The organism is Vogesella oryzagri, from assembly GCF_040148885.1.
In the GTDB taxonomy this organism is placed as follows: Bacteria; Pseudomonadota; Gammaproteobacteria; order Burkholderiales; family Chromobacteriaceae; genus Vogesella; species Vogesella oryzagri.
Genome location: NZ_JBEFLD010000001.1, coordinates 400,567 through 420,133, shown reverse-complemented (window position 1 = coordinate 420,133; position 19,567 = coordinate 400,567). Strand labels below are relative to the sequence as shown.

General features: G+C 63.6%; 16 protein-coding genes and 7 tRNA genes. 11 read left to right on the top strand and 12 right to left on the bottom strand.

Going from position 1 to position 19,567, the window contains the following annotated elements; all coding sequences use genetic code 11:
* The first annotated feature begins 312 nt into the window (after positions 1-312).
* Genes tauA through tauD form a run of 4 tightly spaced genes read left to right on the top strand, consistent with a single transcriptional unit; the run spans position 313 to position 3,803 of the window.
* Entirely contained in the window at positions 313-1,296 is a 984-nt protein-coding gene (tauA, locus tag ABNW52_RS02100) for a taurine ABC transporter substrate-binding protein (RefSeq protein ID WP_349583326.1), read from the top strand.
* A 12-nt stretch (positions 1,297-1,308) separates the two neighbouring features.
* Complete coding sequence (gene tauB / locus ABNW52_RS02095) at positions 1,309-2,091, top strand: taurine ABC transporter ATP-binding subunit (protein WP_349583323.1); 783 nt, start codon at positions 1,309-1,311, stop codon at positions 2,089-2,091.
* Complete coding sequence (tauC, locus tag ABNW52_RS02090) at positions 2,088-2,927, top strand: taurine ABC transporter permease TauC (protein WP_349583320.1); 840 nt, start codon at positions 2,088-2,090, stop codon at positions 2,925-2,927. Before tauB ends, tauC begins: the two co-directional genes overlap by 4 nt.
* 42 nt (positions 2,928-2,969) lie before the next feature.
* The gene (gene tauD, locus ABNW52_RS02085) at positions 2,970-3,803 is read left to right on the top strand and encodes a taurine dioxygenase (RefSeq protein WP_349583318.1); all 834 of its coding nucleotides are present in this window, start codon (positions 2,970-2,972) and stop codon (positions 3,801-3,803) included.
* A 143-nt stretch (positions 3,804-3,946) separates the two neighbouring features.
* Here the strand turns inward: tauD and ABNW52_RS02080 are convergent, their stop codons facing one another.
* Positions 3,947-4,552: a TetR/AcrR family transcriptional regulator gene (locus ABNW52_RS02080; protein ID WP_349583315.1), complete on the bottom strand. Its 606-nt coding sequence runs from the start codon at positions 4,550-4,552 to the stop codon at positions 3,947-3,949.
* 111 nt (positions 4,553-4,663) lie between these two features.
* Between ABNW52_RS02080 and ABNW52_RS02075 the strand changes: the two genes are divergently transcribed.
* From ABNW52_RS02075 to map, 5 genes are all read left to right on the top strand, one after another.
* On the top strand, positions 4,664-6,097 hold the full coding sequence (locus ABNW52_RS02075) for an efflux transporter outer membrane subunit (RefSeq protein ID WP_349583313.1): 1,434 nt from the start codon (positions 4,664-4,666) through the stop codon (positions 6,095-6,097).
* A gap of 73 nt (positions 6,098-6,170) precedes the next feature.
* Positions 6,171-7,313 carry an HlyD family secretion protein gene (locus ABNW52_RS02070; RefSeq protein ID WP_349583310.1) on the top strand — a complete coding sequence of 381 codons (1,143 nt, stop codon included), beginning with the start codon at positions 6,171-6,173 and terminating at the stop codon, positions 7,311-7,313.
* A 10-nt stretch (positions 7,314-7,323) separates the two neighbouring features.
* Positions 7,324-8,859, top strand: coding sequence for a DHA2 family efflux MFS transporter permease subunit (locus tag ABNW52_RS02065; RefSeq protein ID WP_349583307.1), 1,536 nt, complete (start codon positions 7,324-7,326; stop codon positions 8,857-8,859).
* Between the two features lie 152 nt (positions 8,860-9,011).
* Positions 9,012-9,242 (top strand): ParD-like family protein, encoded by a 231-nt coding sequence (locus tag ABNW52_RS02060; RefSeq protein ID WP_349583304.1) that lies wholly within the window; start codon positions 9,012-9,014, stop codon positions 9,240-9,242.
* Positions 9,239-10,036 (top strand): type I methionyl aminopeptidase, encoded by a 798-nt coding sequence (gene map, locus ABNW52_RS02055; protein ID WP_349583301.1) that lies wholly within the window; start codon positions 9,239-9,241, stop codon positions 10,034-10,036. The genes ABNW52_RS02060 and map overlap by 4 nt, the downstream gene beginning before the upstream one ends.
* Positions 10,037-10,261: 225 nt before the next feature.
* Here map and ABNW52_RS02050 read toward each other — a convergent pair.
* The 11 genes from ABNW52_RS02050 to ABNW52_RS02000 all read right to left on the bottom strand — a co-directional run bounded on the left by ABNW52_RS02050 (position 10,262) and on the right by ABNW52_RS02000 (position 15,556).
* Positions 10,262-10,346, bottom strand: a tRNA-Leu gene (locus ABNW52_RS02050).
* Between the two features lie 79 nt (positions 10,347-10,425).
* Positions 10,426-11,709 carry an acetyl-CoA C-acetyltransferase gene (locus ABNW52_RS02045; protein ID WP_349583298.1) on the bottom strand — a complete coding sequence of 428 codons (1,284 nt, stop codon included), beginning with the start codon at positions 11,707-11,709 and terminating at the stop codon, positions 10,426-10,428.
* A 352-nt stretch (positions 11,710-12,061) separates the two neighbouring features.
* Positions 12,062-12,135 (bottom strand) — tRNA-Cys (locus ABNW52_RS02040).
* Positions 12,136-12,186: 51 nt separating this feature from the next.
* A tRNA-Gly gene (locus tag ABNW52_RS02035) sits at positions 12,187-12,262 on the bottom strand.
* Between the two features lie 25 nt (positions 12,263-12,287).
* Positions 12,288-12,363 (bottom strand) — tRNA-Gly (locus ABNW52_RS02030).
* Between the two features lie 25 nt (positions 12,364-12,388).
* Positions 12,389-12,464, bottom strand: a tRNA-Gly gene (locus ABNW52_RS02025).
* A 23-nt stretch (positions 12,465-12,487) separates the two neighbouring features.
* Positions 12,488-12,563, bottom strand: a tRNA-Gly gene (locus ABNW52_RS02020).
* A 24-nt stretch (positions 12,564-12,587) separates the two neighbouring features.
* Positions 12,588-12,663: transfer RNA gene (locus tag ABNW52_RS02015), tRNA-Gly, on the bottom strand.
* 94 nt (positions 12,664-12,757) lie between these two features.
* On the bottom strand, positions 12,758-13,339 hold the full coding sequence (gene pgsA / locus ABNW52_RS02010; RefSeq protein ID WP_349583295.1) for a CDP-diacylglycerol--glycerol-3-phosphate 3-phosphatidyltransferase: 582 nt from the start codon (positions 13,337-13,339) through the stop codon (positions 12,758-12,760).
* A 16-nt stretch (positions 13,340-13,355) separates the two neighbouring features.
* Positions 13,356-15,155, bottom strand: a complete 1,800-nt coding sequence (gene uvrC / locus ABNW52_RS02005) for an excinuclease ABC subunit UvrC (RefSeq protein WP_349583292.1) — start codon at positions 15,153-15,155, stop codon at positions 13,356-13,358.
* Entirely contained in the window at positions 15,155-15,556 is a 402-nt protein-coding gene (locus ABNW52_RS02000; protein ID WP_349583290.1) for a DUF4124 domain-containing protein, read from the bottom strand. Before ABNW52_RS02000 ends, uvrC begins: the two co-directional genes overlap by 1 nt.
* Positions 15,557-15,692: 136 nt before the next feature.
* On the opposite strand from ABNW52_RS02000, the gene guaB reads away from it, so the two are divergent.
* Both guaB and ABNW52_RS01990 read left to right on the top strand, forming a co-directional pair.
* A complete protein-coding gene (gene guaB / locus ABNW52_RS01995; protein ID WP_349583287.1) occupies positions 15,693-17,156 on the top strand; it encodes an IMP dehydrogenase in 1,464 nt (487 codons plus the stop codon).
* A 255-nt stretch (positions 17,157-17,411) separates the two neighbouring features.
* Positions 17,412-19,567, top strand: a 2,156-nt coding sequence (locus ABNW52_RS01990; protein ID WP_349583284.1) for a cadherin domain-containing protein, incomplete at its 3' end; no start/stop codon positions are given.

Below are 19,567 nucleotides of genomic sequence, written 5' to 3'. Positions count from 1 at the left end.
GTAGCCAGTTTATGCATTGATACTTATGCGTTTATCCGGCAAGCAATCCACCGCTTTTGATAACGCCCGGGCCACCACCCAGCACGCCGCACAGCCTTGCCAGGCGGGGCAGCACAGCGACAGCTGACATGGCGATGGCGACCTCGTGGCACCCGCGCTGCCGCGAGAGGTCGCCAGCGGCGCTTAGCTGTTATTCGGCTATGCATATCCATGCCGGATCCATATTCACTCCCGATTTTGTTATTTCACCGCAGCGGGCGTTTGCTTTTTAAATGGGGCCATCCACCAGACACAACCCCAAGGATAAGCACCATGACCCGACCGAAACTGGCCTCCCTGTTTGTTACCCTGGCGCTGGCCGCCACCTTTGCCCACGCCGACGACGGCGTCACCATCGCCTTCCAGACCGGCGTCGATCCGTCCAAAGTGGCGCAAGCCAATGGCGACTACGAGAAAGCCACCGGCAAGAAGATCAACTGGCGCAAGTTCGAGAGCGGCGCCGAGGTGATCGCTGCAGTCGCCTCCGGCGATGTGCCGATCGGCAATATCGGCTCCAGCCCGCTGGCCGCCGCCGCCAGTCGCGGCCTACCGATCCAGACCTTTCTGGTTACCGGCGTGATCGGTGAATCGGAAGCGCTGGTAGTACGCAACGGCAGCGGCATCAGCAAGCCGACCGATCTGGTCGGCAAGAAGATCGCGGTGCCGTACGTGTCCACCACCCACTACAGCCTGTTGGCGGCGCTCAAGCACTGGAAAGTGGATGCCGGCAAGGTGAACATCATCAACCTGCGTCCCAGTGAAATCGCCGCCGCCTGGCAGCGTGGCGACATCGACGGCGCCTATGTGTGGGAGCCGGCACTGGGCAAGGTGAAAGCCAGCGGCAAGGTGCTGACCAGCTCGGCCGAAGTCAGCAAATGGGGCGCGCCGACTTACGATCTGTGGATCGTGCGTCAGGACTTTGCGCAGAAGAATCCGGACTTCCTCAAGCAATTCGTGAAAGTCACCGGCAACGTGTTCGACCGCTACAACAAGGACCCGAAAGGCTTTGCCAGCGATGCGGCCAACGTGGACAAGATCGCCCGCCTCACCGGCAGCAAGCCGGAAGAAGTCACCGCGCTGCTGCCGGGCAACGTCTACCCGTCGCTGAAAGCGCAGAGCGCGCTGCTGCAAAAGCCGTTCGTGAAGGCGGTGAGCGATACCTCGGCGTTCCTGAAGTCGCAAGGCAAGGTGGACAGCGTGCAGGCCGACTACAGCCCGTACGTGACCAACCAGTTCATCAACGCCGCGCTGCGCTGAGCGGGAGCCGTTATGAGCCTGTTGCAGGTAGACAATCTTACCGTCCACTACCCGGGCCAGTCGTTGCCTGCCTTGCAGCAGGTGTCGCTGAGCCTGGCGCCGGATGAGCTGCTGGTGGCGCTGGGGCCGTCCGGCTGCGGCAAGAGCACGCTGCTGAACGTGCTGGCCGGTTTTATCGCCCCCAGCCACGGCACGGCGCAGTTTGCCGGCCAGCCGATAACCGGCCCCGGCGCCGAGCGCGCGGTGGTGTTCCAGCACGATGGCCTGCTGCCGTGGCTGGACGTGGCCGGCAACGTGGCCTTCGGCCTGAAGCTGCAAGGCGTACCGGCGGCCAAGCGCGCCGCCATCGTGGCCGACACCCTGCAGCAAGTCGGCCTCGCCGACGCCAGCGACAAGCGGGTGTGGCAGCTGTCCGGCGGCATGCGCCAGCGGGTGGGCATTGCCCGCGCGCTGGCCAGCCAGTCGCGCGTACTGCTGATGGACGAACCGTTCGGTGCACTGGATGCGTTTACCCGCGAGCAGATGCAGCAATTGCTGCTGCAGGTTTGGCGACAGTCGCAGCGCGGTATTTTTCTGATTACCCACGACATCGAAGAAGCGCTGTTCCTCGCCAGCAGCCTGGTGCTGATGTCGCCGGGGCCGGGACGCATCGTGCAATACCTGCGGCCAACCTTCAGCCAGCGTTTCCTCGCCGGCGAAAGCGTGCGCGCCATCAAGTCCGACCCGGAATTCATCACCCTGCGCGAACAGCTGCTGGCCAGCCTGAGCCGCGCCCAGCAACAGGAGGCCGCATGAGCCAGCCCGCCGAACACACTTTGCCGGCCGTTGATGCCATTTCGCACCATCGACGCCTGACCCGGCGGCCGCTAGCCGCCTGGCAATGGAGCAGCCTCAGCCTGGCCAGCCTGCTACTGCTGTGGTGGGCGCTGTCCGCCAGCGAGCTGGTGCCGGCGCTGTTCCTGCCCACGCCCGGCGCGGTGCTGGGCAAGCTGCACACGCTGACCAGCCAGGGCTATATGGACGCCACGCTGCAACAGCATTTGCTGGCCAGCCTGCAGCGCATGCTGCTGGCGCTGCTGGCCGCGGTGGGCATCGGCGTGCCGCTGGGCATCCTGATCGGCGTGTTTCCGCTGCTGCGCCACTGGCTGGATCCGCTGATCGAGTTCTACCGCCCGCTGCCGCCACTGGCCTATCTGCCGCTGATCGTGATCTGGTTCGGCATCGGCGAGTTCTCCAAGGTCCTGCTGATTTTCCTGGCCATTCTGGCGCCGGTGCTGATCGCCACCAGCCATGGCGTGGCCAGCGTGCACAACGTGCGCCAGCAGGCGGCGCTGTCGCTGGGCGCCAGCCGCGGCCAACTGCTGCGCTACGTGATTCTGCCGGGCGCGCTGCCGGACATCCTCACCGGCATCCGCATCGGCCTGGGCGCCGGCTGGTCCACGCTGGTAGCGGCCGAGCTGATTGCCGCCACCCGCGGCCTGGGCTTCATGGTGCAGTCGGCCGCCCAGTTCCTGGGCACCGACATCGTGGTGCTGGGCATCATCGTCATCGCGCTGGTGGCCTTTGCGCTGGAGCTGGGCCTGCGCCACCTGCAGCGCACGCTGACGCCGTGGCATGGCAAGGCGCTGTGAAACAAAACCACCCACCTGGACAACCATCGACAAGGAATTGCCATGAGTCTTAGCTTTACCCGCCTGTCCCCGGCCATCGGTGCCGTGGTAGAAGGCATCGATCTGGCGCGCCCGCTGAACGAGACTGTGCGCGACAGCCTTAGCCAGGCGTTGCAGCAGCACCAGGTGCTGTTCTTCCGTAGCCAGGACATCAGCCCGCAGCAGCAGCGCGACTTTGCCGCCTGGTTCGGCGACCTGCACATCCACCCGCTGTATCCGAAAATCGAGGAAATTCCGCAGATCATGGTGCTGGACACCGCGCAGAACGACCTGCGCGACAACGCCATTTGGCACACCGACGTCACCTTTATCGACACCCCGCCGCTGGGCTCGGTGTTGGCCGCACGCAAGCTGCCGCCGTATGGCGGCGACACGCTGTGGGCCAGCGGCACCGCCGCCTACGCGGCACTGTCGCCCTACTTCCAGCAGCTGCTGGACGGGCTCACCGCCAGCCATGACTTCACCAAATCGTTTCCGCTGGAACGTTTCGGCCACACGCCGGAGGCGTTGGCGCGCTACGAGGCCACCCGCCGCAGCACGCCGCCGGTCAGCCATCCGGTGATTCGCACCCACCCGGTAAGCGGCGAGAAAGCACTGTTCGTCAGCGACGGCTTCACCACCCGCATCAACGAGCTGCAGCCGGCGGAAAGCGACGCGCTGCTGGCGTTCCTGTTTGCCCACTTCGCCAAGCCGGAATTCAGCGTGCGCTGGCGCTGGCAGCCGGGCGACGTGGCGTTCTGGGACAACCGCGTCACCCAGCATTACGCGGTGGACGACTACCGCCCGGCGCATCGCATCATGCATCGCGCCACCATACTGGGCGACAAGCCGTTCTAGCGCCGCAGCGCTGACAGTTGGCCGGCCTGCGGGTGCGGTCAACTGCCCACAAGTGCGCATCGGCAACGGCAGCGCCGGCCTGCGGCCAACCTTGAGCGGCCACGGCACGCAAGCGCACCGGCGCGACCAAGCCGCACCCCGGCTCAGGCCACCGGGGCGTAGCCGGCCAGAAACACTTTTATCGCCTCCGCCACGCTGGCGCGGATCTGTTCGACCGGCGGCAGCTCGGTGATGCCGACAATGATTTGCTCCTGGTACTCCGCCTCCAGCAACCCGATCAGGTGCATCGCCGCCGTCCACGGTCTGGCTTGCCGCAGACGGCCGGCCGCCATCTCGCCGGCCAGGAAGTCCGCCACCATCTGCCAGCCGCGCGCCGGGCCGTTGTCGTAGAACAGCCGCCCCATGCCGGAACGACGGCCCTCGCCCAGCACAATGCCACGCAACGCGGCCAGCTCTGGACTCAGCACATTGAGCAGGAAATTCTCGCCAAAGGCCTGCAAGGCCCCCGCCAGATCGTCACTTGGCACCAGCCGCGCAAACGCCTGCTGCATGCGTTCTTCCGCCAGGAACTTCATCACCATCAGGAACAGTTCTTCCTTGGATGGAAAGTAGCTGTACAGCGTGGCCTTGGAGCCGCCGGCACGGGATGCGATCTCCGCCATCGACGTTGCCTCGAAGCCGCGCTCAATGAATACCGCCGCTGCCGCCTCGACAATCGCCTGACGTCGGCTTTCGGTTTTGACTCTCATCCCGCCTCCATATCTGAACCCATGAGTTCAATTTTCTATTGACAGCCATTATACCGCAAGTTTATAACCATACCGTTCAGTTTAGTTAAGACCCAAATCAAGGTCACCACGATGCACACATCACTTCATCAACATGCGTTACGTACCACGCTGCTGCTCGCGGCTCTGGCCAGCCTGACCGGCTGCGCCGCGCTGCCGGAGCTGGGCACCAAACCAAGCCTGCAGCCGCTATCGCAACTGGCCAGCGGGCACAGCCTGCAAGGCAGCGCCAGCGGCTGGGTCCAACAGGACTGGTGGCAAGCCTACGGCGATACCCAGCTGAATCAGCTGATGGCCGAAGCCCTGAGCAACGCGCCGGATCTGGCCAGTGCCCGCGCCCGCATCGCCCGCGCCGAAGGCTATGCCCAGCAAGCCGGCGCCAGCAGCCTGCCCACAGTGGACCTGAACGCCAGCGTCAATCGCCAGAAGCAGAGTTACAACAACGGCATCCCTAGCAGCTTCGTGCCGCAGGGCTTCAACAATGCCAGCCGCGTGGCGCTGGATTTCAGCTACGAGCTGGACTTCTGGGGCAAGAACCGCGCTGCGGTTGCGGCGGCGACTTCCGAGGTGGCCGCTGCCCGCGCCGAAGCGGCGCAAAGCCGCCTGTTGCTGACCACCTCGCTAGCGGCCAACTATGCCGAGCTGGCACGGCTGTTTGCCGAACAGGACGCCGCCAGCCAGGCGGTGGTCGTGCGCCGGCACAGCGAGCAATTGCTGCAGGCACGCCAGCAGCAGGGGCTGGAAACCGAGGGCAGCGTGCGCCAGGCGGCATCGCGCCTGGCTGGCGCCGAGGCGGATCTGCTGGCCGCAGAGGAAGCCATCGCGCTGCAGCGCAATGCACTGGCGGCGCTGCTGGGCACCGGCCCGGATCGCGGCCACGAACTGGCCCGCCCGGCCGCCAGCATTGGCCAACCGCAGGGCTTGCCGGCCAGCTTGCAGGCCGAGTTGCTGGGCCACCGCCCGGATCTGCAGGCCGCGCGGCTGCGCGCCGAGGCCGCCGCCCGGCGCATCGACGTGGCCGAGGCCGGCTTTTATCCCGATGTGAACCTCAGCGCCTATATCGGCGCCCAGTCGCTGGGGCTGGATCTGCTCACCAAGGCCGGTTCCGGCATTGCCGGCATCGGCCCCGCCATCAGCCTGCCGATCTTCCGCAGCGGCCAACTGCAGGGTGAATACCGCGTCGCGCGCGCCGACTACGACAGTGCCGTCGCCAGCTACAACCAGACTCTCAGCCAGGCGCTGCGCGAGGTGGCCGATGCCGTCACCCGCCAGCGCCTGCTGCTGCCGCAGCTAGCGCAGCGCAGCCTGGCCCTGCAGGCGGCGGAAGACGCCATGCGCGTGGCCAACGACCGCTACCGCGGCGGTCTGGCCAGCTATCTGGAGGTGCTGAATGCCGAAGACAGCGTGATTGCCGCCCGCCGCACGCTGGCCAATCTGCAAAGCCAGCGCTTCAGCCACGACATCAGCCTGATCAAGGCACTGGGCGGCGCGGAACTGCCCGCCTGAAACAGCGCCATCTGAACGAATAACGGCTGGCCAGCAGCGGATGCCGTGCCAGCCCGCAAGGAAAGAATCCATCATGAGCGAACTCACCCAAACCCTGCCCTCTCCCGCCCACCCGGCCAGCGACCTGAGCGCCCGCCGCAAGCAGCTGTTCCGCCTGCTGGGCAGCGTCGTCGCCGTGGCCGCCATCGGCTATGGCAGCTACTGGTACCTGGTGTCATCACACCATGTCAGCACCGACAACGCCTATGTGGCGGCGGAAATCGCCCAGCTCACCCCGGAAGTGGCCGGCACCGTCAGCCAGGTCAAGGTGATCGATACCCAGGCGGTGAAACGGGGCGACGTGCTGGTGGTACTCAACGACAGCGATGCGCGGCTGGCACTGGCGCAAGCCGAAGCCGAGCTATCCCGCGCGCAGCGGCGGGTAAAAGGCTACCTGGCCAGTGACGAAGGGTTGGCCGCACAGGCACAGGCCCGTGCCGCCGAGCAGACACGCAGCGCCGCGCAGCTGGTATCGGCTAAATCGGAGCTGGAACGCGCCAGACTGGATTTCGATCGCCGCCAGGCGCTGGCCAAGAATGGCTCGGTGTCCGGTGAGGAATTGAGCAATGCCCACAATGCGCTGGCGGTGGCCAGCGCCGGCTACACCGCCGCCGAAGCCGCCGCCCGCCAGAGCGAGGCCAACTACCGCGCCGCCATCGGTTCGCTGAAGGCCAACCAGGCGCTGACCGAAAACAGCGAGCCGGACAGCAACCCGGAAGTGGCGCTGGCACGCGCCAAACGCGACCAGGCGCGCCTGGATCTGGCGCGCACCGTGCTGCGCGCGCCGATCGACGGCGTGGTCGCCAAGCGCCAGGTGCAGCTGGGCCAGCGGGTACAGGCCGGCAGCAGCCTGCTGTCGCTGGTGCCGCTGCACACTGTGCATGTGGATGCCAACTTCAAGGAAGTGCAGCTGCGTGAGGTGCGCATCGGCCAGCCGGTGGAACTGAAAGCCGATCTGTACGGCAGCAAGGTGCTGTACCACGGCAAGGTGGCCGGCCTGTCCGGCGGCTCCGGTGCTGCGTTTGCCACCATTCCGGCGCAGAACGCCACCGGCAACTGGATCAAGGTGGTGCAGCGCCTGCCGGTGCGCATTGCGCTGGACCCGGCCGAGCTGCAGGCGCATCCGCTGCAAGTCGGGCTGTCGATGACGGCGACTATCGATACCGCCGCCCAGTAAGGACACCGCCATGTCATCCGTCAGCGCACCCGCACCCATTACCCCGCTCAGCGGCAACAAATTGTGGCTGGCCGCCATGTTGCTGGCTGCGGCCAACTTTGTGGCAGTACTGGACACCACCATTGCCAATGTGTCGGTACCCAATATTTCCGGCAGCCTGGGGGTGTCCTCCAGCCAGGGCACCTATGTGATTACCTCGTACGCGGTCGCCGAAGCGATTACCGTGCCGCTGACCGGCTGGCTGGCGGCACGCTTTGGCACCGTGCGGCTGTTTGCCGCCGCCATGATGCTGTTTGGCGTGTTTTCACTGCTGTGCGGCATGGCCACCTCGCTGGAAATGCTGATCCTGTTCCGCGTGCTGCAGGGGCTGGCTGGCGGTCCGCTGATGCCGATGTCGCAGACGCTGCTGCTGCAGATCTTCCCCAAGGAAAAGGCCGGCGCCGCCATCGGGCTGTGGAGCATGACCACGCTGGTGGCGCCGATCATGGGGCCGATACTGGGCGGCATCCTGTGCGATGAAGCCAGCTGGCCGTGGATCTTCTACATCAACGTGCCGATTGCGCTGGCCTGCGGCTACTTTGGCTGGCAGCTACTGCAGCGCTACCAGAGCCAGCTGCAGAAGATCAGCATCGATGCGGTGGGGCTGGCGCTGCTGGTGCTGTGGGTGGGCGCGTTTCAGCTGATGATCGACGAAGGCAAGAATCTGGACTGGTTCAATTCGCCGTTCATCGCCGGTCTGGCGGTGATCAGTGCCATCGGTTTTGCCGCCTTCATGATCTGGGAAATGACCGAGCGCAACCCGGTGGTGAACCTGCGCGTGTTCCGCCACCGTGGCTACTGGGTCAGCGTGCTGACCATCTCGCTGGCGTTCGGCTCCTTCTTTGGCGCCACGGTGCTCACGCCGCAGTGGTTGCAAAGCTATATGGGCTACACCGCCACCGACGCCGGCTACGCCACCGCCATGAGCGGTATCCTGGCGGTGCTGGTAGCGCCGCTGGCGGCACAGCTGTCGCAGCGCATGGACCCGCGGCCGCTGGTGTTTGCCGGGGTAATGTGGCTGGGCGCAGTCACGCTATACCGCAGCTTTGCCACTACCGATATGGACTTCTGGCAGGTGGCGCTGCCGCTGCTGTTGCAGGGCGTGGGCATGCCGTTCTTCTTTGTGCCGCTGACCGGGCTGGCCATGGCCAGCGTCAACAGCGACGAGATGGCCTCGGCGGCTGGCCTGATGAGCTTTATGCGCACGCTGTCCGGCGCGTTTGCCACCTCCATGGTCACCACCGCATGGGACGACAAGGCCAGCTACTACCATGCCGAGCTGGCCGGGCTGGTGGATAGCAGCGGCCAGACGCTGGCCCAGCTCAGCCAGTCCGCCGGGCTGGAGGCTGGCCGCCAGCAGCTCAACCAGCTGCTGCAGTCGCAAAGCATCATGTTGTCCACCAATGAGCTGTTCCTGCTATCCGGCCTGTCCTTCGTGGCGGCGGCCTGCGTGATCTGGCTGGCCCCCAAACCGAGCCGGGTAGCGGATACCAGCCAGGTGCATTAGCCATTCCGGCGACAGGCCGTTGCTACCCGCAACGGCTTGTTGTCGTTGCCTGCGGCCAACCTTGGCGCCCGTGCACTGCAAAAGTGGCGGGCGTTTTTTGGCTGCTCGCGGTATTATATGAAACGACTACAAAGCATATAAAGGCAACCGCGGTGGGCATCATCAAGATCTCGGAACACATGCACGAAAACCTGCGGCTGACCAGTGGTGCGCTAAGTCGCTCCATCAATGCCCAGGCCGAGCACTGGTTGCGGGTCGGCATGCTGGCCGAGCTGAACCCCAACCTGCGCTATGGCGAGATCTGCCAGTTGCTGATCCAGCTGGAGCAGCAGGCCAGCGTCAGCAACGACACCGCGATACCCAGCACGGAACAATCATTATGAAGACCCCCAAACGCATCACCCTCCGCAGCGAAGCCGAAATCGCCCTTGCCCGCCGCGCCGGCATGTTGGCCGCCGATGTGCTGCACATGATCGCCGCGCACGTGAAACCCGGCATCACCACCGATGAACTGGACAAGCTGTGCCATGACTACATCGTCAAGGTGCAGGGCGCGATTCCGGCCAACGTCGGCTACCACGGCTATCCCAAGACCGTGTGCACCTCGGTGAACCATGTCATCTGCCACGGCATTCCGTCCGACCGCAAGCTCAAACACGGCGACATCATCAATATCGACGTGGCCATCATCAAGGATGGCTGGTTCGGCGATACCAGCCGCATGTACTTCGTCGGCGAGCCGGACACCCTGGCGCGCCGGCTGGTCACCACCACCTATCAGGCCATGCTGGCCGGCATCCAGCAGGTAAAACCGGGCGCGACGCTGGGCGATGTCGGCCATGCCATCCAGCATGTCGCCGAACAGGCCGGTTTCAGCGTGGTGCGCGAATACTGCGGCCACGGCATCGGCCAGATCTATCACGACGAGCCGCAAGTGCTGCACTACGGCCGTCGTGGCGAGGGGCTGCGGCTGGAGCCGGGCATGATTTTCACCATCGAACCGATGATCAACGCCGGCAAGGCGGCGATAAAACACCTGCCGGATGGCTGGACGGTGGTCACCAAGGATCACTCGCTGTCCGCCCAGTGGGAACACATGGTCGCTGTCACCCCGAGCGGCTTCGAAGTGCTGACGCCGTGGCCGGATGGCTACGGCGACTACCCGGCCATCAGCTGACACGCCAGCCGGGTGAGCAAGCCGCGATGCTTGCCGGCCCGGGTGGCCCGGAGACAAAAACCCGCAGTGCATGGCGCGCTGCGGGTTTTTTTACTGGCCAGCAGTTCACTGGCAATGGCCACGCCAGCCATCACGCGAGAACGGCGACCCAAACGCGGCACAGTTCGGCTGCACAAAAAAGAAAAGGCGACCTTGAGAGTCGCCTAAATCTTTGCTCTGTCTGAATGGTGCCCCGGGCCGGGGTCGAACCGGCACAGCCGAAGCCGAGGGATTTTAAGTCCCTTGTGTCTACCAATTTCACCACCGGGGCATCGGACAGGGGGGCGATTCTAGCCGAAAGCCGGCGGGCGGACAATCCGGCCGCCGCCCACCCGGCCACTAGCCGCTGGCTAGCGCTGCAGAATGGCGGTGACGCCCTGGCCGCCGGCGGCACAGATCGAGATCAGCCCGCGGCCACTGCCCTTCTCCGCCAGTAACTTGGCCAGCGTGGCCAGCACACGACCACCGGTGGCGGCGAACGGGTGGCCGGCGGCGATGGAACTGCCGTTGACGTTGAGCTTGCTGCGGTCGATGCTGCCCAGTGCGCTGGGCAGGCCCAGGCGCTGACGGCAGAAATCGTCCGACTCCCAGGCGGTCAACGTGCACAGCACCACCGCGGCAAAGGCTTCGTGAATTTCGTAAAAATCAAAATCCTGCAGGCTGAGGCCATGCTTTTGCAGCATGCGCGGAATGGCGTACGCCGGCGCCATCAGCAGCCCTTCGCGCTCGTCGACAAAATCGACCGCGGCGGTCTCGCCGGCCACCAGCCAGGCCAACACCGGCAGATTGTTGGCCGCCGCCCATTCCTCGCTGGCCAGCAGCACCGCCGACGCACCGTCGGTAAGCGGCGAGGCGTTGGCCGCGGTGATGCTGCCATTAGCGCGCTCGAAAGCCGGCGCCAGTGTCGCCATTTTCTGCAGCGTGCTGTCCAGACGCAGGTTGTTGTCACGCAGCAGGCCGTGGTACGGCATCACCAGATCATCGAAAAAGCCGCGCTGGTAGGCTGCGGCCAACTTTTGGTGGCTGGCCAGTGCCAGCTCATCCTGCGCCTGGCGGCTGATGCCGTAACGCTGGGCGGTGATTTCGGCATGCTGGCCCATGGATTTGCCGGTGCGCGGCTCGGCATTGGCCGGCAGCTCCGGCAGCAGGTGCGCCGGCTTCAGTGCACGCAGCAGATGCCGCAGCTTGTCGCCGCTGCTCTTGGCGGCGTTGAGGTCCATCAGCGCCCGCTGCAGACCGCGGTGCACCGCCACCGGCGCATCCGAGGTGGTGTCGCTGCCGCAGGCAATGCCGACGTCAATCTGCCCCAGCGCAATCTTGTTGGCAACCAGGATGGCCGCTTCCAGCCCGGTGCCACAGGCCTGCTGCACGTCGTAGGCCGGGGTGGCCGGGTGCAAGCCGGACGACAGCACGCATTCGCGCACCAGGTTCCAGTCGCGGGCGTGCTTCATCACCGCGCCGCCCACCACCTCCCCCAGCACCTTGCCGTGCAGGCCATACTTGTCCACCAACCCCTTCAGGGTGTCGGTCAACATGGTCTGGTTGGAAAGCTGGGCGTAGGCGGTGCCGGAGCGGGCAAAGGGAATGCGGTTGGCTCCGACAATGGCTACTTTGCGGGGAGTTCCGTTAAGCATGGGTGTGCGCCTCGTGTGGGGTGTGCTTTATATGGTGTGCCGTTGGCACGCGACCACCGAAGTTAAACACTCGTTTTAATTTCACACAAGCGGAATGCACCACCACACCAACTACGATGCCGGCACAGTCACATCGACCATGACACCCTGCGCCAGACCGGCATGAAATATGCCAATCATCCGGTAAACGTTGGCCGCAGAGCAGTACCTGTCGGCAGGCTGGCTTTTGCCGCACCGTCAGCACCGGGAAAGTTCGGCTGAGGGTCTGGCCAGTGGCGACCAAGTTCGGCCCACGAACGTTAGCCGCGAAAAGCAAAAACCCCAGCAAGCTTTTGCTTGCTGGGGTTTTTATTGGAGGCGCGGGCCGGAGTCGAACCGACCTACACGGATTTGCAATCCGGTGCATAACCGCTTTGCTACCGCGCCGTACACTTTATTGCCCGAAGCTTACATCATTCAGACAATTTGAACAAACTGTGGAGCGGGAAACGAGGCTCGAACTCGCGACCTCAACCTTGGCAAGGTTGCGCTCTACCAACTGAGCTATTCCCGCGTCGCTAGGTACTACTGCAGTTTTGTGGAGCGGGAAACGAGGCTCGAACTCGCGACCTCAACCTTGGCAAGGTTGCGCTCTACCAACTGAGCTATTCCCGCGTCGCTAGGTACTACTGCAGTTTTGTGGAGCGGGAAACGAGGCTCGAACTCGCGACCTCAACCTTGGCAAGGTTGCGCTCTACCAACTGAGCTATTCCCGCACTGCTAAAACTGCTTGAATTTTTGGAGCGGGAAACGAGGCTCGAACTCGCGACCTCAACCTTGGCAAGGTTGCGCTCTACCAACTGAGCTATTCCCGCATCACTAAAAATTGCTTGGTTTTCTGGAGCGGGAAACGAGGCTCGAACTCGCGACCTCAACCTTGGCAAGGTTGCGCTCTACCAACTGAGCTATTCCCGCAAAACCGTTTTTCTCCGTCACTGCGCTGCCGTTGCTGCTGGCTGCGTCGCTAAGAGAAGGCGAATTATAATGATGGATTCGCGATTGTCAACGCTCAAACATCAATTTTTTTGCCCGAAAATTCCCGCGCCGCCATTTGCAGGTAATAAGCCATTGACCACAAAGTCAAAATCACGGCGATCACCATAAACAGTTTTCCGGCGATCATGGTATCGATACCCGGCACAATCGGCCCAGCGTACAGCAACAGCAGAATAGCCACCATTTGCGCCGCGGTTTTCAGCTTGCCTATGTAGGCCACCGCCACGCTGTTGCGGCGCCCCATTTCCGCCATCCATTCACGCAAAGCCGAGATGGCGATCTCGCGGCCGATGATGATCATCGCCATCCAGCCTTCCAGCCGCCCCAGTTCCACCAGCAGGATCAGCGCCGCCGCCACGATGAGCTTGTCCGCCACCGGATCGAGAAAGGCGCCGAAGGCCGAGGTCTGCCCCAGGCGGCGCGCCAGATAGCCATCCAGCCAGTCGGTGGCGGCAGCCAGGCCGAAGATGAATGCGCCCAGACTGTTGCGATGGTGCTGGATCAGCACGCTATCGGGCAGAAAGAACACGGCCACACAGACGGGAATCAGCGCCACGCGCAGCCAGGTAAGCAAAATCGGCAAGTTGAAGGGCATGTTTGGGTCTTGTTATTCAATGCAGGGCATTATGGATTTTTTCGGCCAGCGCATGGCTGATGCCGTCTACTTGCGCCAGATCATCAATACTGGCGGCCATCACCCCGCGCAAGCCACCAAACCGGGTGAGCAGGCGCTGGCGCCGTGTAGGCCCCACGCCCGGGATGTCTTCCAGCGTGGATTGCGTCCTGGCTTTGGCCCGCCGGGCGCGGTGGCCGGTAATGGCGAAGCGGTGGGCTTCGTCGCGCACGGTCTGGATCAAGTGCAGGGCGGCGTGATCGCGCGGCAATTGTAGCGTTTTTTGCAAGTGCGGCACGATCAGTGTTTCCAGCCCGGGTTTGCGCTCCTCGCCCTTGGCCACCCCGACGATGGGCACATCCACGCCGACTTCGGCCAGCACTTCCAGCGCCACCCCCACCTGCCCTTTGCCACCATCGATCAGCAACACGTCCGGCAGCTTGCCCTCGCCTGCGGCCAACTTGCTGTAACGCCGCGTCAAGGCCTCGCGCATGGCGGCGTAGTCATCGCCGGCCGCCGCGGTTTCGATATTGAAGCGGCGATATTCCGACGGCTGCATGCCGCCGCGATCGTACACCACGCAGGATGCCACCGTGGCCTCGCCCATGGTGTGGCTGATGTCGAAGCACTCCAGCCGTGCCACTTCGTCCACTTCCATCAATTCGGCCAGCGCGGCCAGACGGGCGTTCTGGCTGGCCGCGCTCAGCAGCCGCTGGCCAATGGCGATGCGGGCATTCTTCTCCGCCATTTCCAGCCACACGCGGCGCTCGCCAATCGGGTTGCCGACAAACGCCAGCCGCTTTTGCGCCTGGTCGATCAGCAACTGCTGCAATTCCGGCGCTACCGCTTCATTGTGAATGATCACCGCCGGCAGGGTCGCGCCCAGATAATGCTGCGCCAGAAACGCCTCCAAGTTGGCCGCAAGGGTGTCATCCGGGTTGCTGGGGAAGAAACTCTTGTCGCCCAGATGGCGGCCGCCGCGAATCATCACCAGGTTGACGCACACCAGGCCGCCGTCGGCGGCAATCGCCACCACATCGGCATCGAGCTGGGTGGCATTGCTGGAGACAAACTGTTTTTCCTGCACCCGGCTCAGCGCCTGGATCTGGTCGCGCAGTTCGGCGGCCTGTTCGAACTCCAGGTTTTGCGATGCGGCCAACATGCGGTCGCTCAGCTCGTCGATCAACTCGCTCTGTTTGCCCTGCAGGAAGGTCACCGCCCGGCGCACATCCTCGTGGTAGTGCTCGGGGCTGATCTCGCCGGTACACGGCCCGGAACAGCGCTTGATCTGAAACAGCAGACAGGGACGGGAGCGATTGGCGAACACACTGTCTTCACAGGTGCGCAGGCGAAACACTTTCTGCAGGATCTGGATGCTCTCGCGCACCGCGTAGCCATTGGGATACGGGCCAAAGTACTGGTTGGGTTTTTTCGGCTCGCCGCGAAAATATGCCAGCTGCGGGTAGGCGTGCCCGGACAGCATCAGGTAGGGATAGGACTTGTCGTCGCGAAACAGGATGTTGTACTTGGGCGCCAGCGCCTTGATCAGGTTGTTTTCCAGGATCAGCGCTTCGGCCTCGCTGCGCACCACCGTGGTTTCGATGCCGGCGATCTGCGCCACCATCAGCTGGATGCGCGGGCTGAGATCGCTTTTCTGGAAATACGAGCTGACGCGTTTTTTCAGATCGATGGCCTTGCCGACGTACAGCACGTTGCCGGCGGCGTCCAGCATGCGGTAGACGCCGGGCAGGCCAGGCAAGCTGGCCAGTACCGGCTTGGGGTCAAACTTTTGCGTCATTACTGCTGGCACCAGGTCTTGACGTCTTCCTGTGCCTTGCGGATGGCCTCGGCCTTGCCCGCATCCGGCGCGCGTCCCGGCACCGGTGGCTTGGACATCAGGGCCAGGTTTTCCTTGGCGGTCTTGCAGTTGGCCGCCATCATGCGGCGGTTCTGCTCCTGCGCCTTGGCTGCCAACGCCTTGGCATCCAGCGGTGCCTTACCGTCCGGCGCCGAGGCCTCCGGTGCCGGCACGATGCCCCCCGGCTGCAGGGTCAGCTTGCTGGAACGACGTCCCGGCGGCGGCGTATCGGAAAAAACGGTGCGACCGTTGGCATCCACCCAGCGGTAAACATCGGCTGCCTGCACCACACCTGCGGCCAACAAGCCCGCCAGCAGCAACCATCTGTATCCCTTACCCATCATCGATCCCCAGTAGCATTTGCACGATAGTCTGAATTGTATATGCCCGGCCGCTATCAGACGATAGCCTAGCAGGGTTTTGCAGAGCTCGACGGGTATCGGTATAATGCGTTTTTGCCGCTTAAGGAACGCCAAGATGCGCATCATCGAGAAAGCCTATACTTTCGACGACGTTCTCCTCGTCCCGGCCCATTCCGCTGTACTGCCGCGCGACGTTGCCCTCACCACCCGCCTGACCCGCAATATCAGCCTGAACCTGCCGCTGATCTCCGCTGCCATGGATACCGTGACCGAAGCCCGCCTCGCCATTGCCATGGCGCAGGAAGGTGGCATTGGCATCATCCACAAGAACATGTCTGCCGACAAGCAGGCGCTGGAGGTTTCCAAGGTCAAGCGCCATGAAAGCGGCGTGGTGAAGGACCCGATCACCATCGCACCGGACATGCTGGTGCGCGATCTGGTGCTGCTGACTCGTCAACATAAGATTTCCGGCCTGCCGGTGGTACAGGATGGCAAGGTTGTCGGCATCGTCACCAACCGTGACCTGCGCTTCGAAACCCGCCTGGACCAGCCGGTTGCCAGCATCATGACCCCGCGCGAGCGTCTGGTGACTGTCAAGGAAGGCGCCAGCATCGAAGAAGCCCGCGGCCTGATGCACACCCACCGCCTGGAACGCGTGCTGGTCATCAACGATGCCTTCGAACTGAAGGGTCTGATTACCGTTAAAGACATCATCAAGACCAGCGAACACCCGAATGCCAACAAGGATAGCCAGGGCCGCCTGCGTGTAGGCGCGGCCGTCGGCACCGGTGGCGACACCGACGAGCGCGTTACCGCGCTGGTAGCCGCCGGTGTGGACGTGATCGTGGTGGATACCGCCCACGGCCACAGCCAGGGCGTACTGGATCGCGTGAAATGGGTAAAAACCAACTTCCCGCATGTTGACGTGATTGGCGGCAACATCGCCACCGCCGACGCGGCCCGCGCGCTGGTAGCCGCCGGCGCCGACGGCGTGAAAGTCGGCATCGGCCCCGGCTCCATCTGCACCACCCGTATCGTGGCCGGTGTCGGCGTACCGCAGCTGACCGCCATCCACAACGTGTCCGAGGCACTGAAAGGCACTGGCGTGCCGATGATCGCCGATGGTGGCATCCGCTTCTCCGGCGACATCTCCAAGGCGCTGGCCGCCGGCGGCAACGCCGTGATGCTGGGCGGCATGTTTGCCGGTACCGAAGAAGCCCCGGGTGAAGTCGAGCTGTACCAGGGCCGTTCCTACAAGTCCTACCGTGGCATGGGCAGCCTGGGCGCAATGAGCCAGGGTTCTGCCGACCGCTACTTCCAGGACACCACCAGCAACGCCGACAAGTTCGTGCCGGAAGGCATCGAAGGCCGCGTACCGTACAAGGGCCCGATCGCCCAGGTCATCCACCAGCTGGTGGGCGGTTTGCGCTCCTCCATGGGCTACCTCGGCTGCCGCACCATCGACGAAATGCACGAAAAAGCCGGCTTCGTGGAGATCACCTCCGCCGGCATGCGCGAATCCCACGTGCACGACGTGCAGATCACCAAGGAAGCGCCGAACTACCACGTGGATCGCTAAGACCCGCAAGGTTGGCCGCAGCAATAAACCGGCCACCGGCACAGCAAACCCCGCACTCAGCTGCGGGGTTTTTTCATTTCCGTCGTCAAAAAATGCCGCTAGTAGCATATCGCCCGTTCTTTTGCCAGCAAAACCTGGGGTGTACCGAAGGACAATAGATTTGTACTTACTGAAAACTATGATGCAATTTATTAACAAATCGGCCTGCCAGCCCAAAACCCGCGGCGGGCCCGTCTCGTTTACAGGGAGCGCATCATGGACATCAGCGGAACCGGCAGCAACGACACCCTTACCGGCACCAACAAGGACGACGTGATCTACGCTGGCGACGGCAGCGATATCGTCAACAGCGGCAACGGCAACGACTACGTGGATGGCGGCAGCGGCAGCGACACGCTGGATGGTGGCAACGGAGATGACACCCTGGTCGGCGGCAGCGGCACGGATACCCTGCTCGGCGGTAACGGCAGCGACCTGCTGGATGGCGGCAGCGAAAGCGACAAGCTGTATGGCGATAACGGCGACGACATCCTCAGCGGCGGCAGCGGCGACGACTACCTGGACGGCGGCAACGGCAGCGACATCGTCTACGGCGGCAGCGGCGCGGACACCCTGCTGGGCAGCAATGGCACCGACAAGCTCTACGGCGGTGCCGGAGACGACAAGATCGGCATCGGCGACAGCACACGCAACAATGACAGCAATGAAAACGGCAATGACCTCATCTACGGTGACGGCTACAACGGCAACAGCGTCTACCAGAATGGCTTGCTGGTCAGGATAGAAAACGGTGCGCTGGCCGACGTACCCGGCAATGACCTCATCTACGGCGGCAACGGCGGCGACACCATCTACGGCGATAACGGCAACAACCTCACTGGCGATGGTGCCGGCGGCAACGACACCATCTACGCCGGCAGTGGCAGCGACCTCGTCTACGGCGAAGGCGGCAGCGACAAGCTGTACGGCGAAAAAGGCAACGACCAGCTGAACGGAGGCGCCGGCGACGACCTCATCAACGGCGGCCTGGGCGCCGACACCCTCACCGGCGGCAGCGGCAAGGATATTTTCGAATTTACTGCGGCCCTAACCGCCGGAGACCACGACAACAACTACCGCCACAATGGCAATGACCATGACGGCATGAGCAACTGGTCAGACTCGACTGTCGGCGCCATGGACACCATCACCGACTTCAAGGGCATCAACGACACCACCGACCCGGCCGAGCGCGACAAGATCAACCTGCAGCAACTGCTGGGCGAGGCGACGGACCTGAAATGGGGCGGCAACACCCCCACCGCCAATGGCGTGTGGTTCGTCAACGCCGCCGATGGCAACACCTATGTCTACGCCGACATCAACGGTAACCCGGGCACGCCGGAACTGGCCATCAAACTACTGGGCACCCACCACCTGCTGATCGGCGACTTCCAGGGGGTGGAAAACAACGGGCCGGTTGCCAACGCCGACAGCAATGGCAGCGATACCGTCATCGAGGCCGGCGGCGTAGACAACGGCCTGGCCGGCGACAACAGCGCCAGCGGCAATGTACTGAGCAATGACACCGATCCGGATGCCCCGTTTGACACCCTCACCGTCTCCGCCGTCAACGGCAATGCGGCCAACGTTGGCACCAGCATTAGCGGCACCTACGGCACCCTGACCTTGAATGCAGATGGCAGCTACAGCTACCTGCTCAACAACAACAGCGCTACCACCCAGGCTCTGGCACAAGGTGTTACTGCCCACGATGTCTTCAGCTACACCGTCAGCGACTCGGCCGGGGCGACATCTACCACCAGCCTGAGCATTGCCATCACCGGCAGCAACGATGCCCCCACTGCCACCACAGACACTAATGCGCTCGCGAATACCGTAATGGAAGGTGCTGCTACCGGTACGTTAGTGGGCATTACGGCTCACGCATCAGACGTGGACAATGGCAGTGTTGTTACTTACGCACTGACAGATAACGCCGGAGGCCGCTTCCAGATTGACTCCACCACCGGCGTAGTCAGTGTTGCCGATGGCACACTCCTGGACTACGAAACTGCCACCAGCCACAGCATTACCGTGCAGGCTTCCGACGGTCTCGGCGGCAGCAGCAGCCAGACCTTTACCATTAACGTCAGCAACGTGAACGACAACCCGGTAGTCGGCCCCAGCGACAGCGATGGCGCGGACAACCTGGTACTGGAGAATGCCGCAATCGGTACCTCCGTCGGCCTCACCGCCTTCGCCAGCGATGCCGATGCCGGCGGGCAAACGATCAGCTACTCGCTGACCGACAGCGCCGGCGGTCGCTTCGCCATCGATGCCAGCACCGGCCTGGTCACCGTCGCCGGCGCCATCGACCGCGAGACCGCCGATCACTACGACATCACCGTGCGCGCCACCAGCGCCGACGG

What these genes read in the sequence shown, in the direction of transcription:
- tauA (WP_349583326.1), top strand. Translation starts at nt 313, where the DNA reads ATGACCCGACCGAAACTGGCCTCCCTGTTTGTTACCCTGGCGCTGGCC.
- tauB (WP_349583323.1), top strand. Translation starts at nt 1,309, where the DNA reads ATGAGCCTGTTGCAGGTAGACAATCTTACCGTCCACTACCCGGGCCAG.
- tauC (WP_349583320.1), top strand. Translation starts at nt 2,088, where the DNA reads ATGAGCCAGCCCGCCGAACACACTTTGCCGGCCGTTGATGCCATTTCG.
- tauD (WP_349583318.1), top strand. Translation starts at nt 2,970, where the DNA reads ATGAGTCTTAGCTTTACCCGCCTGTCCCCGGCCATCGGTGCCGTGGTA.
- ABNW52_RS02080 (WP_349583315.1), bottom strand. Translation starts at nt 4,552, where the DNA reads ATGAGAGTCAAAACCGAAAGCCGACGTCAGGCGATTGTCGAGGCGGCA.
- ABNW52_RS02075 (WP_349583313.1), top strand. Translation starts at nt 4,664, where the DNA reads ATGCACACATCACTTCATCAACATGCGTTACGTACCACGCTGCTGCTC.
- ABNW52_RS02070 (WP_349583310.1), top strand. Translation starts at nt 6,171, where the DNA reads ATGAGCGAACTCACCCAAACCCTGCCCTCTCCCGCCCACCCGGCCAGC.
- ABNW52_RS02065 (WP_349583307.1), top strand. Translation starts at nt 7,324, where the DNA reads ATGTCATCCGTCAGCGCACCCGCACCCATTACCCCGCTCAGCGGCAAC.
- map (WP_349583301.1), top strand. Translation starts at nt 9,239, where the DNA reads ATGAAGACCCCCAAACGCATCACCCTCCGCAGCGAAGCCGAAATCGCC.
- ABNW52_RS02045 (WP_349583298.1), bottom strand. Translation starts at nt 11,709, where the DNA reads ATGCTTAACGGAACTCCCCGCAAAGTAGCCATTGTCGGAGCCAACCGC.
- pgsA (WP_349583295.1), bottom strand. Translation starts at nt 13,339, where the DNA reads ATGCCCTTCAACTTGCCGATTTTGCTTACCTGGCTGCGCGTGGCGCTG.
- uvrC (WP_349583292.1), bottom strand. Translation starts at nt 15,155, where the DNA reads ATGACGCAAAAGTTTGACCCCAAGCCGGTACTGGCCAGCTTGCCTGGC.
- ABNW52_RS02000 (WP_349583290.1), bottom strand. Translation starts at nt 15,556, where the DNA reads ATGGGTAAGGGATACAGATGGTTGCTGCTGGCGGGCTTGTTGGCCGCA.
- guaB (WP_349583287.1), top strand. Translation starts at nt 15,693, where the DNA reads ATGCGCATCATCGAGAAAGCCTATACTTTCGACGACGTTCTCCTCGTC.